Origin of the sequence: Desulfotomaculum sp. OF05-3 (assembly GCF_003435535.1) — a bacterium.
GTDB lineage: Bacteria > Bacillota > Clostridia > Lachnospirales > Lachnospiraceae > Pilosibacter > Pilosibacter fragilis.
Window position 1 is genome coordinate 77,214 of the sequence record NZ_QWGO01000012.1, and the last position, 16,258, is coordinate 93,471.

Below are 16,258 nucleotides of genomic sequence, written 5' to 3' on the forward strand. Positions count from 1 at the left end.
ACACTATCCAGTCTGCTTTCAATGCAAAATCACGCTTCGAATATATGTTCGATAGAAAATGCTTGCAAATCTGGAAGTTTTAAGTGTATAATAGGAAAAGCTGACTAAGAAACGTGGCTGCGGTCTATGCGCAGCAGTATGAAAAATAAAACAAAGCTGCGGCGGAGAAGTTTCCTGCCGCAGTTTATGACTTGTATTGGAGGTCTTTGCATGGCGAAAGCACAGTATAATGCTGACAGTATTACCGTACTGGAAGGACTGGAGGCAGTCCGCAAGCGTCCCGGAATGTACATCGGAGGCGTTGGAACAAAGGGCTTAAACCATTTGATATATGAAATCGTTGACAACGCGGTGGACGAGCACCTGGCAGGATTCTGTACGGAGATCACGGTGACGTTAGAGGCGGATGGGTCCTGTACCGTAAAGGATAACGGACGGGGAATCCCGGTGGAGATGCACAAAAAAGGCGTGTCCGCAGAACGTGTGGTTCTATCCACGCTTCACGCTGGCGGAAAATTCGATAATAATTCCTATAAGACCAGCGGCGGACTTCATGGTGTCGGTTCTTCGGTCGTAAACGCCCTGTCTGACCGGATGAAGGTAAAAATTTCCAGGGATGGAAAGGTCTATTATGATGAGTATGAGAAGGGACATCCGGTGATCGAATTGAAGGATGGACTTCTTCCAGTGATCGGAAAATCAAGGGAGACAGGAACGGAGATCAACTTCCTGCCGGATCCGACAATTTTCGAGAAGACGAAATTTAAGGCGGAGTGGTTAAAAAGCCGTCTTCATGAGTCTGCCTATTTAAACCCGAACCTGGCGCTCCACTATGTGAACAAACGCGCCGGTGAGGAGGAGATGATCATCTACCACGAGCCGGACGGAATCATTGCCTATGTCCGTGAATTAAACAATGGAAAAGATCCTGTTCATGAGCCGGTGTACTTTAAGGGCAGTGTGGATCGGATCGAGGTGGAGGTGGCGTTCCAGGTTGTTGATGCCTTCGAGGAGAATATTCTCGGATTCTGCAACAATATCTTCACCCAGGAGGGCGGAACCCATCTGGTGGGATTCAAGACAAAATTTACCCAGCTGATCAACTCCTACGCGAGGGAGCTTGGCATTTTAAAAGAGAAAGACAGCAACTTTACCGGAGCGGATACGAGAAATGGCATGACGGCCGTTGTGGCGGTGAAACACCCGGATCCGATCTTTGAGGGACAGACGAAGACGAAGCTTGCCAGCGCCGACGCGACAAAAGCCGTGTTCACCATGACCGGAGATGAGCTGGAGCGGTTCTTTGACCGAAATCTCGATACGTTAAAGGCAATTATCGCCTGTGCGGAGAAATCCGCAAAGATCCGCAAAGCCGAGGAGAAGGCGAAGACAAACATGCTCTCCAAGTCGAAGTTCTCCTTCGACAGCAACGGAAAGCTGGCGAACTGTGAGAGCCGCGATCCGTCAAAGTGTGAGATCTTTATCGTTGAGGGAGATTCCGCCGGCGGCTCCGCGAAGATGGGACGAAACCGCCAGTTCCAGGCGATCCTTCCGATCCGCGGAAAGATCTTAAATGTGGAGAAAGCATCCATGGATAAGGTCCTGGCAAACGCAGAGATCAAGACCATGATCAACGCCTTCGGCTGCGGATTTTCCGAGGGCTACGGAAATGACTTTGATATCACGAAATTGAAATATGATAAGATCGTCCTGATGACCGATGCCGATGTGGACGGAAGCCATATTGATACGTTGCTTTTAACGTTCCTCTACCGTTTCATGCCTGAATTGATCTACGATGGACATGTTTATATTGCGATGCCGCCGCTCTACAAGGTGGTTCCGAAGCGCGGGGAAGAGAGGTATCTCTACGATGATAAAGCTCTGGAAGAGTATAAAAAGAACCACGCCGGGGACTTTACGCTGCAGCGATACAAAGGTCTCGGTGAGATGGATGCGGACCAGCTCTGGGAGACGACACTGAATCCGGAGAACCGTGTCTTAAAACGGGTGGAGATCGAGGATGCCCGGATGGCAAGTGAAGTGACGGAGCTTCTGATGGGAAGCGATGTTCCTCCGAGAAAGAAATTTATCTATGATCATGCCGATGAGGCGGAGATCGACGCATAGAAGGAGAGTTTACCATGTCTGAAAAAATATTGCGAACTGAATATTCGGAGGAAATGCAGAAGAGCTATCTGGACTACTCCATGAGCGTCATCACCTCCCGTGCGATCCCGGATGCCAGAGACGGTTTAAAGCCGGTACAGCGCCGTGTTCTCTACGATATGAGTGAGCTTCACTTAGATCACGATAAGCCCCACAGAAAGTCGGCACGTATCGTGGGCGATACCATGGGTAAATACCACCCACACGGCGACAGCTCTATCTACGAGACCTTAGTTGTCCTGTCCCAGGACTTTAAAAAGGGAATGGCTCTGGTGGACGGACACGGAAATTTCGGCTCCATAGAGGGTGACGGCGCAGCTGCCATGCGATACACTGAGGCACGCTTAAAGAAATTTGCGGAGGAGGTCTACTTAAAAGATCTCGATAAGACCGTAGATTTCGTCGCCAACTACGATGAGACGGAAAAAGAGCCGGAGGTCCTCCCGGTCCGCGTGCCGAACCTTCTCGTAAACGGTGCGGAGGGAATCGCTGTCGGCATGAGCACCAGCATTCCACCCCACAATTTAGGGGAAGTTATCGACGCGGTAAAGGCCTATATCGATAACCGGCTTCTCACCGTAGAAGAGTTGATGCAGTATATGCCGGGACCGGATTTCCCCACCGGTGGGATTATCGCAAATAAGGGCGATCTTTTACAGATCTATGAGACCGGTGCCGGAAAGATCAGGCTTCGCGGAAAGATCGAGGTGGAACTCGGAAGAAGAAAGGCAGACCGTGACAAACTGGTGATCACGGAGATCCCATACACGATGATCGGCGCGGGAATCAACAAGTTCCTCATGGATGTGGCAGATCTCGTTGAGACGAGAAAGCTCACCGACGTGGTTGATATCTCAAACCAGTCCAGCAAAGAAGGGATCCGCATCGTCCTGGAATTAAAGAAGGACGCGGATGTCAATAGGATCAAGGCAATCCTCTATAAGAAGACAAAGCTTGAGGACACCTACGGCGTCAACATGCTGGCTATCGACGAGGGACGCCCGGAGACCATGAACCTCAAACAGATCTTAAATACGTTCCTGGAGTTCCAGTACCGGAACATGACGAAGAAGTACAATGTTCTTCTCCAGAAGGAAATGGAAAAGAAGGAAGTGCAGGAAGGCCTTATCAAGGCGTGCGACGTGATCGACCTCATTATTGCCGTTCTCCGGGGATCAAAGAACATGAAGGACGCAAAGGAATGCCTGATGACCGGAAATACGGAGAAGATCAAGTTCCGTGTGCCGGGCTTTGAGGCGGACGCGAAGAAGCTTCATTTTACCGAACGCCAGGCGACAGCGATCCTGGAGATGCGTCTCTACAAGCTCATCGGTCTTGAGATCCTCGCGCTCCAGAAAGCATACAAGGAGACATTGCGGAAAATCCGTGAATATAAGCATATTCTTTCCAACCAGAAGAATATGGATGTGGTGATCAAGGAAGACCTTGACTCCATCAAGGCAGAGTTCGCAGAACCGAGAAGGACACTCATCGAGGACGGCGAAGAGATGGTTTACGTGGAGGCGAAGGAAGAGGCGAAGGAAGTGATTTTCGTCATGGACCGCTTCGGCTATTGCAAGACCATGGACCGCTCCATCTACGAAAGGAACCAGGAGACCATGGACAGCGAGAATGTCCGGGTACTTCCGGTGATGACGGACGATAAGCTCTGCATGTTCTCAGATACCGGAAACATGTACCAGGTGAAGGTTGCGGAGTTCCCGACACTGAAGATGAAAGACAAGGGAATCCCCATCGAGAACGTCAGCAAATTTGGTGGGAAGACGGAGACGATCCTCTTTATGATTCCGGCATCCGGATTTACCGGTAAGAAATTCCTGTTCGCGACGGCCCAGGCGGCGGTGAAGATCGTTCCGGGAGAGGAATTTATAACGGCAAATAAGACCGTTGTGGCAACGAAATTAGCGGGAGAGGATAAGCTCACGGAGATCCGGGAGATCGGCACTGAGATCGATGGAACCCGCGATGTGGTTCTCCAGACTGTCGACGGCATGTTCTTAAAATTCCAGCTGGAAGAAATTCCAGAGCTCAAGAAGAACAGCCGGGGTGTGCGGGGCATCAGGCTTGAAAAGGAAGATACTCTGGAACATGTATATCTGCCGGATATGGACGGAACCGCTGTCTATAAAGGAAAAGAAGTTGCTCTTGGCCGGTTGAAAGCGGCAAAGAGGGATGGAAAAGGAACGAAAGTCCGGTTATAATAGAATTGGATCGTACGATCCTTTTAATCTGAACTTGAATGAAAATCATGATCCGGACAGATCCTGTCCGGGAAAAGGAGGAACCTATATGAATACACCAACACCTCATATTGCAGCAAAACAGGGTGAGATCGCGCCGTCTATTTTACTTCCGGGTGATCCGCTCCGCGCGAAATTTATCGCTGAGAATTTCCTTGCGGGCGCAAAGCAGTTCAACGCTACAAGAAATATGTTTGGTTACACCGGTTTTTACCGTGATAAACCTGTCTCTGTTATGGGAACAGGAATGGGATGCCCGTCCATTGGAATCTACACCCACGAGCTCATCGAGGGCTACGGCGTAAAGACACTGATCCGTGTGGGAACCACAGGGGCGATCTCCGAGGATGTCCATATCCGTGACCTTGTTTTCGCCATGGGTGCCTGCGCACAGACAAATTATGTGAGAGAATTCGGACTCCCGGGAGATTTCGCGCCGATCGCGGACTTCGGACTCCTGATTAAAGCCGTCTTCCACGCAGAGCAGGAAAACCTTCCATATCACGTTGGAAACGTCCTGACTTCCGATCTGTTCTATGAGCCGGAAAAAAAGAAACACGACGGACTCCAGTTCGCGGATATGGGTGTACTGGCAGTGGAGATGGAGACAGCGGCCCTCTACGCAAACGCGGCTCTCGCAAAGGCGCGCGCCCTTTCGATTCTGACTGTATCTGATTCTATGGTGACAGGCGAGAAGACGACAGCCGAGGAGCGCGAGACATCCTTCGCTGACATGATCCATGTAGCGCTTGAAATCGTTTAATCGTTACTGATATCAGTTATTGTTCGCGCACGGCGTGAGCAGTAACATTTAATACGTTAGTATGGTAAACTCATGCCATTTACTACTTGCATTTTTTGTCGTTTTGAGTTAGGATAGACAACAACACGGGTGTTGCGTACATGGAGACATATGTCCGCGACGGGTGGAAAATGGCAGGCTGGCAGCTGATACCGGCTGACGGGCTGAGATGAGGAGATATGTGTGATGGAAAAGAAACTTAGAGTTGGCATCCTTGGAGCAACAGGTATGGTAGGACAGAGATTTATCTCTCTCCTTGAGAATCATCCATGGTTCGAAGTGACGACCGTGGCAGCCAGCCCGCGTTCTGCAGGAAAAACATATGAGGAGGCAGTTGGAGGACGCTGGAAAATGACGACTCCGATGCCGGAAAAAGTTAAAAATTTAGTTGTTATGAATGTAAACGATGTGGATGCGGTATCCAAGACCGTTGATTTCGTATTCAGCGCCGTTGATATGACAAAGGAAGAGATCCGCGCTATCGAGGAAGCTTACGCGAAGACAGAGACTCCGGTGGTTTCCAACAACAGCGCTCACCGCTGGACACCGGATGTTCCGATGGTAATCCCGGAGATCAACCCGGATCACTTTGAGGTGATCAAGTTCCAGAAGCAGAGACTCGGCACGACCCGCGGATTTATCGCAGTAAAGCCGAACTGCTCGATCCAGAGCTACACTCCGGCACTCAGTGCGTGGAGAGAGTTCGAGCCGTACGAGGTAGTCGCTACTACATATCAGGCTATTTCCGGAGCAGGAAAGACCTTTAAGGACTGGCCGGAAATGGTAGAGAATGTGATCCCGTACATCGGCGGCGAGGAAGAGAAGAGTGAGCAGGAGCCGCTTAGGATCTGGGGTCACTTAGAGGGCGGCGTGATCGTAAAGGCAAAAGAGCCTGTGATCACATGCCAATGCGTCCGTGTTCCGGTATTAAATGGTCACACAGCTGCGGCGTTCGTAAAATTCAGAAAGAAAGCTTCCAAGGAACAGCTCATCGAGAAGCTTGTAAACTTCAAGGGACTTCCACAGGAATTAGAGCTTCCGAGTGCACCAAAGCAGTTTATCCAGTACATGGAGGAGGACAATCGTCCGCAGGTTAAGCTGGACGTTGATTTCGAGAAGGGAATGGGCGTATCCATCGGCCGTTTAAGAGAGGACACCGTCTATGACTGGAAGTTCATTGGTCTGTCCCACAACACCGTCCGCGGTGCTGCAGGCGGAGCCGTTCTCTGCGCAGAGCTTCTCACAAAGCAGGGATATATTTCTGCAAAATAATATCGACGGATATCCGTTATCATCTGTCGATCAGAACGTAATTCATGGGCCCGCTATTTTTGCGGGTCCTTTTTACGCGGACAGCGAATCAGTACATATGCCTGTATATGACCTGATGCTGTTTCGTAACGTACCAAAGATGCGCACTTGCGCGAAGATGCAGCCTGTCGCAAGTGACCGCGCGAATGTGTCAAGGCACATTCTGTTTTATAAGGATCGAAACCGAGGAGGTAATTTTATGTCAGTGAAGAAAGAGCATTTTGGGGAAATGCCGGATGGAAGAGAGGTAAGCCTCTACACCATCACAAATAAAAATGGTCTCGAGGCATCCGTCACAGATCTCGGCGCCGTCTGGGTCCGCATGGTCGTTCCGGATAAAAAAGGGGTTATGGACGATGTGATGCTGGGATTTGACGACGCAGCTGGTTATTTAAACAATGGTCCGCATTTCGGATCCGTTGTGGGCCGGATCGCAAACCGCACCGCGAAGGGAAAGTTCTCCCTGAACGGAAAAGAGTATACCCTGGCGGTGAACAATGGCCCGAACAACCTGCACAGTGGTCTGGATTACTATGACGCGCGTCTCTGGAACGCGAAGGAAGAGGCGGAAAACGCTGTCACCTTCACACTTCTGAGCCCGGACGGAGATCAGGGATATCCGGGAAATGCCATCGTATCCGTCACATATACGCTGACCGACGAGGATATGCTGACGCTGACATACCGTGTCCTTTCCGATGCGGACACACCGGTGAACCTGACAAACCATGGATATTTCAACCTCCTCGGCAATAACGGAGGTTCCATCCTTGACCACAAAGCTCGAATTCTTGCAGATTTTTACACCCCGTCCGATGAGACATCGATCCCAACTGGAGAGATCCGCCCGGTAAAGGGAACTCCGATGGATTTCACGGATTTCCATGTGATCGGGGATCGGATCGATGAGAATTTCGACCAGCTTGTCATGGGACATGGATACGACCATAACTGGTGTCTCTCCCATGTCCGCGGCGACTTCGGACTTGCCGCGCAGATCTTCTCCGAGGAGAGCGGCAGAGCGATGGATGTCTATACAGACCAGCCGGGCGTGCAGTTCTATACTGCTAACTGGCTTGATCAGGAGAAGGGAAAGAAAGGTGCGTTCTACCATGCAAGAACCGCATTCTGCTTTGAAACCCAGAACTTCCCGGATGCTGTCAACAAACCGCACTTCCCATCACCGATCGTGAAGGCAGGGAAAGAGTGGACGTCTGCGACAGGATACCGTTTTTATATTTATGAAAAATAATGACAACGATTCAGTACCTTCATGGTTACAAGCAAAAATCCATTCCAGATCGGCTGCGCCGATGAGATTTTTGCTTTGCATAAAACTACTAAGGAATTATTGATATGAATAATTTAAGTGAACGCAGCATCAAGATCCTGGCATCCATGGGACTGATCCTTACGACGATGATCTGGGGATTTGCCTTCGTGGTTATGAAAAATTCTGTGGATGTGATCCCGCCGACATACCTTCTGGCGGTCCGCTTTTCCATGTCCGCGGTACTGCTCGCCCTGTTGTTCCATAAAAATATGATGAAAGCAGACCGGGAGACGGTCCTCTGCGGCGTGATCTTAGGCGCTTTTCTCTGCCTGTCCTATCAGTTCCAAACCTACGGTCTGAAGCACACGACAGCAAGCAAGAATGCTTTTATCACAACGCTGTATGTCATCATCGTGCCGTTCCTCTACTGGATCGTCAGTAAAAAGAGACCTACAGGCTGGAATATCGCCGCCGCGTTTCTCGCGGTCATCGGTCTTGCGCTTTTGTCATTGCAGGGAGATCTCTCGATCAATTACGGAGATTTTCTGACGCTGGTCTGCGGTCTGATGTTTGCGGTTCACATGGTATTTATCGACAAGTTTACAGAATGCCACGACCCGATCGCACTGACGGTGATCCAGATCATTGCAGCAGCTATTTTCAACTGGATCTGCGCACCGTTTCTTGACGGATCCTTTGATTTCACGGTCCTGATGGATAAGTCTCTGATCGGGGGACTGCTATACCTGGCAGTCTTCTCCACCACAGTGGCTTATCTCTTACAGAACAGCGGGCAGAAATATCTGAGCGCATCTACATCGGCGATCCTTCTTTCCATGGAGTCGGTGTTCGGAACTCTGTTTTCCGTGATCTTTTTAAAGGATGTACTGACGGGAAAGATGTTGGCCGGATGTGCGCTGATGTTCGCGGCAGTTCTTTTATCGGAGCTCCCGCAGAAGAAAAAATAGCAGCTGTGAAGTCAATATAAACAGAAAAGAGGTTTCATGGGAAAAGCACTATTTATCGCCGAGAAGCCCAGCGTCGCACAGGAATTTGCGAAGGCGTTAAAGGTTTCCGGGAGAAAAGGAGACGGATATATTGAGTCCGACCAGGCTATCGTGACCTGGTGTGTGGGTCATCTGGTGACCATGAGTTACCCGGATGCCTACGATCCGGCCCTGAAACGCTGGAGCATGGAAACCCTGCCGTTTCTCCCGAAGACATTCAAATACCAGGTGATCGACGATGTAAAAAAACAATTTAAGATCGTGAGTGGGCTCTTAAACCGGGCGGACGTGGACACGATCTATGTCTGCACTGACTCCGGGCGTGAAGGAGAGTACATCTACCGCCTGGTGGAGCAGATGGCCGGGGTAAAGGGAAAGAACCGCCGCCGTGTCTGGATCGACTCCCAGACCGAGGATGAGATACTCCGGGGCGTCCGGGAGGCGAAGGACCTTGCGGAGTACGACAACCTTGCAGCCTCCGCATATCTTAGAGCAAAAGAAGATTACCTGATGGGTATCAATTTTTCCAGGGTGCTCACCTTAAGATACGGCCCATCGGTGGCGTCCTACCTGAGGGAAAAGCGGGCGGTGCTGTCCGTCGGCCGTGTGATGACCTGTGTCCTCGGTATGGTGGTCCGCAGGGAGCGGGAGATCCGGGAATTCGTGAAGACCCCGTTCTACCGCGTCATCGGTTCCTTCGATGTCCCGGATCATGAGACCGCGGTCATCGAGGCGGAATGGAGAGCGGTGGAAGGCTCCAGATACTTCGGCACACCGGCGCTTTATAAGGAAAACGGATTTAAAGAGCATAGGACAGCGGAGGAGCTGATCCGATTTTTAAGCGCCGACCCAATGGAAGGAACGCTCATCGCCCTGGATAAGAAAAAAGAGACGAAAAATCCGCCGCTTTTATATAACCTCGCGGAGATCCAGAACGACTGTTCGAAGATGTTCAAGATCAGCCCGGATGAGACCTTAAAGATCATTCAGGAACTCTATGAGAAAAAGCTGGTGACTTACCCTCGAACGGACGCCAGAGTTCTCTCCACTGCGGTGGCGAAGGAGATCTATAGGAATATCGGCGGACTCCGGAATTTCGGGCCTCTCGCGGACTTTGCCGCGAAGGCGCTGGACAGCGGAACCTGGAAGATGATCGCTCGGACAAAGTATGTGAACGATAAGCAGATCACCGACCACTACGCCATCATACCGACGGGGCAGGGATTTGGAGCACTGAGAAGTCTCAATCCGCTGGCTGCAAAGGTGTATGAGCTGATCGGACGGCGTTTTTTAAGCATTTTTTATTCACCTGCGGTCTACCAGAAGTTTTCCCTGCGGATTGAAAAGCAGGGAGAACAGTTCTTCGCGGCATATAAGGTCCTTGCGGAGGCGGGATACCTGGAGGTTGCGAACGTCCCGTCCAAGAAAAAAATGGAAAATTCTGGAAACAGCCGGGGTGAAAATTCCGGCGCAGGACAGGAAAACCAGGCGGAAGAATTGGATCCAGGTCATGATGAGAAGGCAAAGAATCTTCTTGCCATGCTGTCCGGCCTGAAAAAAGGACAGAAATTAAAGCTTTTAAAATTTGATATCAAGGAAGGCGAGACATCTCCGCCGAAGCGCTACACCTCCGGTTCCATGATCCTTGCCATGGAGAACGCGGGCCAGCTCATCGAGGATGAGGACCTGCGGGCCCAGATCAAGGGAAGCGGCATCGGAACGAGCGCCACCCGGGCGGAGATCTTAAAAAAGCTGTTCAACATCAAGTATCTGGCACTGGCGAAGAAGACCCAGGTCATCACGCCGACACTTCTCGGGGAGATTGTCTTCGATGTCTGCCAGGCATCCATGCGGCAGCTCCTGAATCCGGAACTCACGGCAAGCTGGGAAAAAGGCCTCACTTACGTGGCGGAGGGAACCATCACGCCGGATGAGTACATGGAAAAGCTGGAGCGTTTTGTGACGCTCAGGACAAACGGTGTCAAGCAGACGAACAACGCCTATATGCTGCGGCCGTATTTTGACGCTGCGGCTCAGTTCTATAAAAAATAGCAACAGATCTGTTTCAATGCTGCAGCCGTTTGCAAAAGCTTATCGAAAATGCTTTCGGCGGTCCAGCCGTAAATAAATGCTGTCTGGCAAGATGGCAGATTGGAGAATCATTATGAAAAAAGAAGAGACTAAGATCGTCGATCTTTATGACCTTTCCCACACCCAGGCTGCGGATTTCCTCCGCCAGTTTACCTACCCGTGGGAGGCACTTGCCCATATTAAAGAGTTCATCCTCGAACTCGGAAAGACACTCCCGGAGGGTGAGTACGAGAGGCGCGGGGAGACCGTATGGGTCCATAAGACCGCAAGGGTGATGCCGAGTGCATTTCTCGGCGAGAATATCATTATCGGAAAGGACACAGAGGTCCGCCACTGCGCGTTCCTCCGGGGAAATGCCTTAGTCGGAGAGGGAGCCGTCGTTGGAAACTCCACGGAGTTAAAAAATGTGATCCTGTTCGATAAGGTCCAGGTTCCGCACTACAACTATGTGGGAGATTCCATCTTAGGCTACCGCGCCCACATGGGAGCCGGTTCCATCACCTCAAACGTGAAGTCCGACAAACTTCTCGTGAAGGTCCATGCGGAGGACGGCGATATCGAGACCGGGATCAAGAAATTTGGTGCGATGCTCGGTGACTGCGTGGAAATCGGTTGCGGTTCTGTTCTGAATCCAGGAACTGTTATTGGAAGGAACTGCAATATCTACCCGTTATCCAGTGTCCGTGGATGTGTGGATGAGAATTCCATCTATAAGAAACAGGGAGAGATCGCTAAGAAGGTGCTGGAATAATTGATAACTGAAAAAAGATGCTGCAAATGAAGGATCCATGCAATTATTAAACTAAAAGAACCACGATATTTATCTAGAAACTCATATGTTGAGTTTTAACAAATATCGTGGTTTTATTTTTAGTATGGGAACCTATACTCTTAAATCATTTCGTTCCAAAAATACGGTCACCGGCATCTCCGAGACCCGGGCAGATATATGCGTTCTCGTTTAATTCACGGTCAAGGTGTCCGACATAGATTTGTACATCCGGATGTGCCTTGTGGAGTCTTTTTACACCTTCCGGGGCAGCGATGATGCACATAAATTTGATATGCTTTCCGCCGTGCTGCTTGATGAAATCAATAGCTGCAACTGCGGAACCGCCGGTAGCGAGCATCGGGTCTGTGACAACGATGGTTCTCTGCTCGATCGGGTTCGGAAGCTTGCAGAAATATTCATGAGGCTCGTGAGTCTCCTCGTCACGGTAGAGACCAATGTGGCCGATCTTCGCAGACGGAACGAGGGAGAGAACACCGTTTACCATTCCGAGACCTGCGCGCAGGATCGGAACGATGGCTAATTTCTTGCCTGCAAGCATCGGGGTCATACATGTCTCGATCGGAGTCTCGACCTCAACGTCCTCCAGCGGGAGATCGCGGAGCGCCTCATAGCCCATCAGAGTTGCAATCTCCTCTACAAGAGTACGGAACTCATTCGTTCCTGTGGTCTTCTTTCTTAACATGGAGATCTTGTGCTGAACCAGCGGGTGATCGATATACGTTACATTTTCCATTAATAGATACCAGCCTTTCTGTGGTCCGCCAAAGCCTATAGACCGATTGGCGGATCATGTTTTTTCCTTCCCTTTATCATACCAAAATGCAGGATAGAAATCAACCGGATCGTTTCTCGGATGCGTCTATTGTTATTTTGTTTCCGGTGAATATTTTACAAGGGCATAATCACCCGCCGCATGGCTCACCGGAACGATCAGGTAGATATCTCCGTCCTTTTCGTAGGAAAACGCCTGCGGGAATGTCCCGTCCTTTACGGAAGTAAAATCACATTCTGCAAACACCGTCTGCCAGAGGTCCTTTCCGCTGGACTTGATGGAATCCTTTACTTCAGCTGCTATATCCGCCGGTTCTACCACCACAATGTCATCGGAAGAAAGGTATTCCGCGATGGAATCCGCATCTGCATACGCAGTCAGACCGATCGGTGATCCTGTATTTAAGTTCACAGAGACGGCATAGCGCACATTTGACGGATGGGCTGTTTCTGCAACGTTTACCATTCCGTGGAATGTAAATACCGCCTTGTTTTTATCGAGGGATACCAGATCACAGTTGATGGAAACCTCATCCTTTTCGGTGTCCAGTTCCCAGGCAGTGATGATCGAGGTCGCCTCTTTCTTTAAAAGCTCATTGACGGCCTGGGTCATGGATGCATCACGGAGATTGGAGAGGATCGGGTATTCGATGGAGACCTTTCCGGTCTTTTCGGTCGCGATCTTCGATTTCACGCTTAACGCGTCGGAGGCGTTGGAATCCTTTTGCGTCTCGACCTCAGAAGATCCGGCTTTTGAAGCATCCGTTTTTGAGGAGTCACTTTTTGAATTGTCTGCTGCCGGATCAGCCTTTGTTTCATTGGAAGTAGTTTCCACCATGGTCTCCGCAGCGGACGTATGAATTCCAGAGATGTCCACAGCCTCGTGTTTTTTGCATGCGGTGATGGATAATGCGGCAAACATTGTCAAAGCGGCAAATTTATAAAGATTTTTTCTCATAAGAAGATCAGCTCCTTTTATCGTATTTTAATGCGGCATCGGAATAGGCGAATGGAAGAAAGCCTGTCCGGTACCAGGTTTATCTTTCTAAGACAGTTATATTATACCATGAAAACCTGCCTCTTGTACATGAACGCCACATTACAATTTTGTTAAATAAATGAAAGCATTTCATAAGGAAACGCCGGGATCGTTGATAAGTAATTTTAAATACTCAATCTGCAGGAAGTATGTTATCATAAAATTAAAACCCGTCGCCGGTACAAATTCCGGTGATCTTATACGAAAACAGGAGGAGTACTTCCATGAAGTTATTATCACTTTCAGAGGAGTTAAAAAACAATTCTTATCCGGGAAGAGGAATCGTGATCGGAAAATCAGCCGATGGAAAGACAGCCGTGACCGCATATTTTATTATGGGAAGAAGCAGCAACAGCCGCAACCGTGTCTTTGTAGAGGATGGTGAAGGAATCCGTACTCAGGCGTTTGATCCGTCAAAATTAGAGGACCCGAGCCTTATCATCTACGCCCCGGTGCGCGTTCTCGGAAATAAGACCATCGTGACAAACGGCGACCAGACAGATACGATCTACGCCGGAATGGACCGCCAGCAGACCTTCGAGCAGTCCCTGCGCTGCCGCGAGTTTGAGCCGGACGGCCCGAACTACACTCCGCGTATCTCCGGAATCATGCACATTGAGAACGGGAACTACAATTTTGCGATGTCCATCTTAAAGAGCAGTGATGGAAACCCGGAGAGCTGCAGCCGCTTTACATACGCATATGAGAAGCCATTAAGCGGTGAGGGACGTTTCATCCACACTTACATGAACGACGGAAATCCGCTTCCGAGCTTTGAGGGTGAGCCGAAACGCATTGCCATTGAGGGCGATATCGACAGCTTCACAAAGAATGTATGGGAGAGCCTGAATGAGGACAACAAGGTATCCCTCTTTGTAAGATTCATCGATATCGAGACAGGAAAGTACGAGACAAGAATCGTAAATAAAAATCACTAGTCGTATCAAAAGGAGAAAAGCAAATCATGAATGAAATGGAATTAAAATACGGATGCAACCCGAACCAGAAACCGTCCCGTGTATACATGGAAGACGGAAGTGATCTTCCGATCACAGTCTTAAACGGAAAGCCGGGCTACATCAACCTTCTCGACGCGTTGAACGGCTGGCAGCTCGTTAAGGAATTAAAGGAAGCGACAGGTCTTCCGGCAGCGACTTCCTTCAAGCATGTCTCCCCGGCAGGTGCCGCAGTAGGTCTTCCGATGGATGAAGTTTTAAGAAAGATCTACTGGGTGGACGATCTCGGTGAGCTTTCCCCGCTTGCAAGTGCTTACGCGAGAGCAAGAGGAGCAGACCGTATGTCTTCCTTCGGCGATTTTATTTCCCTTTCCGATGTCTGCGATGTTGACACCGCAAAGCTTATCAAGCGCGAGGTATCCGACGGCGTGATCGCTCCGGGATATGAACCGGAAGCTCTTGAGATCTTAAAACAGAAAAAGAACGGCAAATACAATGTGATCCAGATCGATCCGTCCTACGTTCCGGCACCGATCGAGCACAAACAGGTATTCGGCGTGACCTTTGAGCAGGGAAGAAATAACTTAAAGATCGATAAGGATCTCTTATCGAACGTTGTGACAGAGAACAAGGAGATCCCGGATTCCGCAAAGATCGACCTTATGATCTCCCTGATCACCTTAAAGTACACCCAGTCCAACTCCGTATGCTATGTGAAGGGAGGACAGGCCATCGGTATCGGCGCAGGCCAGCAGTCCCGTGTCCACTGTACACGTCTTGCAGGTCAGAAGGCAGACAACTGGTTTCTCCGTCAGGCTCCGCAGGTATTAAACCTTCCGTTTATCGACAAGATCAAACGTGCGGACCGCGACAACGCCATTGACGTTTATATCGGGGACGAGTATATGGATGTTCTCGCAGACGGTGAGTGGCAGAAAGTATTCACCGAAAAACCGCCGGTATTCACAAAAGAGGAAAAACGCGCATGGCTCGACAAGATGCAGGATGTGGCCCTCGGCTCTGACGCCTTCTTCCCGTTCGGCGACAATATCGAACGTGCCCACAAGAGCGGCGTAAAGTATATTGCACAGCCGGGTGGATCTGTCCGTGACGACAACGTGATCGATGTGTGCAACAAATACGGAATGGCGATGGCATTCACCGGAATTCGTCTGTTCCACCACTAAAAACAACTTGCAATTTCGATATTATTATGCTAAACTTATATGCGGCTGTTGAAATACACAGCCGCGAAGATATGCCGGCGTGGCGGAATGGCAGACGCATCAGACTCAAAATCTGACGGGGGTAACTTCGTGCCGGTTCAAGTCCGGCCGCCGGCAGAAACGAAAAGACATGACTCTCATTAGATGGTCGTGTCTTTTTGCATTTATGCGGGCTTCTTAAGATTAAAGCTGAAAGGAGTGTGTTCCATGACCTGTGTGGAAGCAGAAAAAATGGTAGTTCCGTATATGAAGGATGAGTTGTCCCCGACGGAGCTGGAAGATTTCCTGGACCATATCAAGACGTGTGAGAACTGCAGGGAAGAACTGGAGATCCACTATATGGTGGATGTGGGTTTAAAAAAGCTGGATGAGGCAGATGGAACATACGACATCGTCGGAGATTTGAAACGGAAGGTGGCGGAATCCTACCGGACCCTGCGCCATATCTCTATATTTCAGATCACGGCCTATGCGGTCACGACCCTGGGTGGAATGGCGTTAGTCTCCATGATCCTTTTGCAGCTTCGGATCTGGAAAACAATGGGATTTCTGTAATAGG

Annotated in this window: 13 protein-coding genes and 1 tRNA gene; 12 read left to right on the forward strand and 2 right to left on the reverse strand. The window is 49.9% G+C overall.

Features of this window, described 5'->3' with window-relative positions; genetic code table 11:
* Positions 1–210: 210 nt before the first annotated feature.
* The 8 genes from DXA87_RS08475 (at position 211) to DXA87_RS08510 (ending at position 11,665) form a co-directional block, all read left to right on the forward strand.
* Complete coding sequence (locus tag DXA87_RS08475; RefSeq protein ID WP_117503897.1) at positions 211–2,130, forward strand: DNA gyrase subunit B; 1,920 nt, start codon at positions 211–213, stop codon at positions 2,128–2,130.
* 14 nt (positions 2,131–2,144) lie between these two features.
* Complete coding sequence (locus tag DXA87_RS08480; protein ID WP_117503899.1) at positions 2,145–4,391, forward strand: DNA topoisomerase (ATP-hydrolyzing); 2,247 nt, start codon at positions 2,145–2,147, stop codon at positions 4,389–4,391.
* A gap of 88 nt (positions 4,392–4,479) precedes the next feature.
* Positions 4,480–5,193: a purine-nucleoside phosphorylase gene (gene deoD / locus DXA87_RS08485; RefSeq protein ID WP_117483703.1), complete on the forward strand. Its 714-nt coding sequence runs from the start codon at positions 4,480–4,482 to the stop codon at positions 5,191–5,193.
* A 225-nt stretch (positions 5,194–5,418) separates the two neighbouring features.
* Positions 5,419–6,504: an aspartate-semialdehyde dehydrogenase gene (gene asd / locus DXA87_RS08490; RefSeq protein WP_117503901.1), complete on the forward strand. Its 1,086-nt coding sequence runs from the start codon at positions 5,419–5,421 to the stop codon at positions 6,502–6,504.
* 238 nt (positions 6,505–6,742) lie between these two features.
* A complete protein-coding gene (locus DXA87_RS08495; protein ID WP_117503903.1) occupies positions 6,743–7,795 on the forward strand; it encodes an aldose epimerase family protein in 1,053 nt (350 codons plus the stop codon).
* 104 nt (positions 7,796–7,899) lie between these two features.
* A complete protein-coding gene (locus DXA87_RS08500) occupies positions 7,900–8,784 on the forward strand; it encodes an EamA family transporter (RefSeq protein WP_117503905.1) in 885 nt (294 codons plus the stop codon).
* Between the two features lie 36 nt (positions 8,785–8,820).
* Positions 8,821–10,875, forward strand: a complete 2,055-nt coding sequence (locus tag DXA87_RS08505) for a DNA topoisomerase (RefSeq protein WP_117503907.1) — start codon at positions 8,821–8,823, stop codon at positions 10,873–10,875.
* Positions 10,876–10,987: 112 nt separating this feature from the next.
* Positions 10,988–11,665: a UDP-N-acetylglucosamine pyrophosphorylase gene (locus DXA87_RS08510; protein WP_117503909.1), complete on the forward strand. Its 678-nt coding sequence runs from the start codon at positions 10,988–10,990 to the stop codon at positions 11,663–11,665.
* A 145-nt stretch (positions 11,666–11,810) separates the two neighbouring features.
* Here the strand turns inward: DXA87_RS08510 and upp are convergent, their stop codons facing one another.
* Both upp and DXA87_RS08520 read right to left on the reverse strand, forming a co-directional pair.
* Positions 11,811–12,440, reverse strand: coding sequence for a uracil phosphoribosyltransferase (gene upp / locus DXA87_RS08515; protein ID WP_117503911.1), 630 nt, complete (start codon positions 12,438–12,440; stop codon positions 11,811–11,813).
* Between the two features lie 132 nt (positions 12,441–12,572).
* Positions 12,573–13,436 (reverse strand): hypothetical protein, encoded by an 864-nt coding sequence (locus tag DXA87_RS08520; protein WP_117503912.1) that lies wholly within the window; start codon positions 13,434–13,436, stop codon positions 12,573–12,575.
* A gap of 305 nt (positions 13,437–13,741) precedes the next feature.
* On the opposite strand from DXA87_RS08520, the gene DXA87_RS08525 reads away from it, so the two are divergent.
* From DXA87_RS08525 to DXA87_RS08540, 4 genes are all read left to right on the forward strand, one after another.
* Complete coding sequence (locus tag DXA87_RS08525) at positions 13,742–14,455, forward strand: IMP cyclohydrolase (protein ID WP_117503915.1); 714 nt, start codon at positions 13,742–13,744, stop codon at positions 14,453–14,455.
* A gap of 26 nt (positions 14,456–14,481) precedes the next feature.
* On the forward strand, positions 14,482–15,660 hold the full coding sequence (locus DXA87_RS08530; protein WP_117503917.1) for a phosphoribosylaminoimidazolecarboxamide formyltransferase: 1,179 nt from the start codon (positions 14,482–14,484) through the stop codon (positions 15,658–15,660).
* 73 nt (positions 15,661–15,733) lie between these two features.
* Positions 15,734–15,816 (forward strand) — tRNA-Leu (locus tag DXA87_RS08535).
* A gap of 90 nt (positions 15,817–15,906) precedes the next feature.
* Positions 15,907–16,254, forward strand: a complete 348-nt coding sequence (locus tag DXA87_RS08540) for a zf-HC2 domain-containing protein (RefSeq protein ID WP_117503919.1) — start codon at positions 15,907–15,909, stop codon at positions 16,252–16,254.
* The last annotated feature ends 4 nt before the right edge of the window (positions 16,255–16,258 follow it).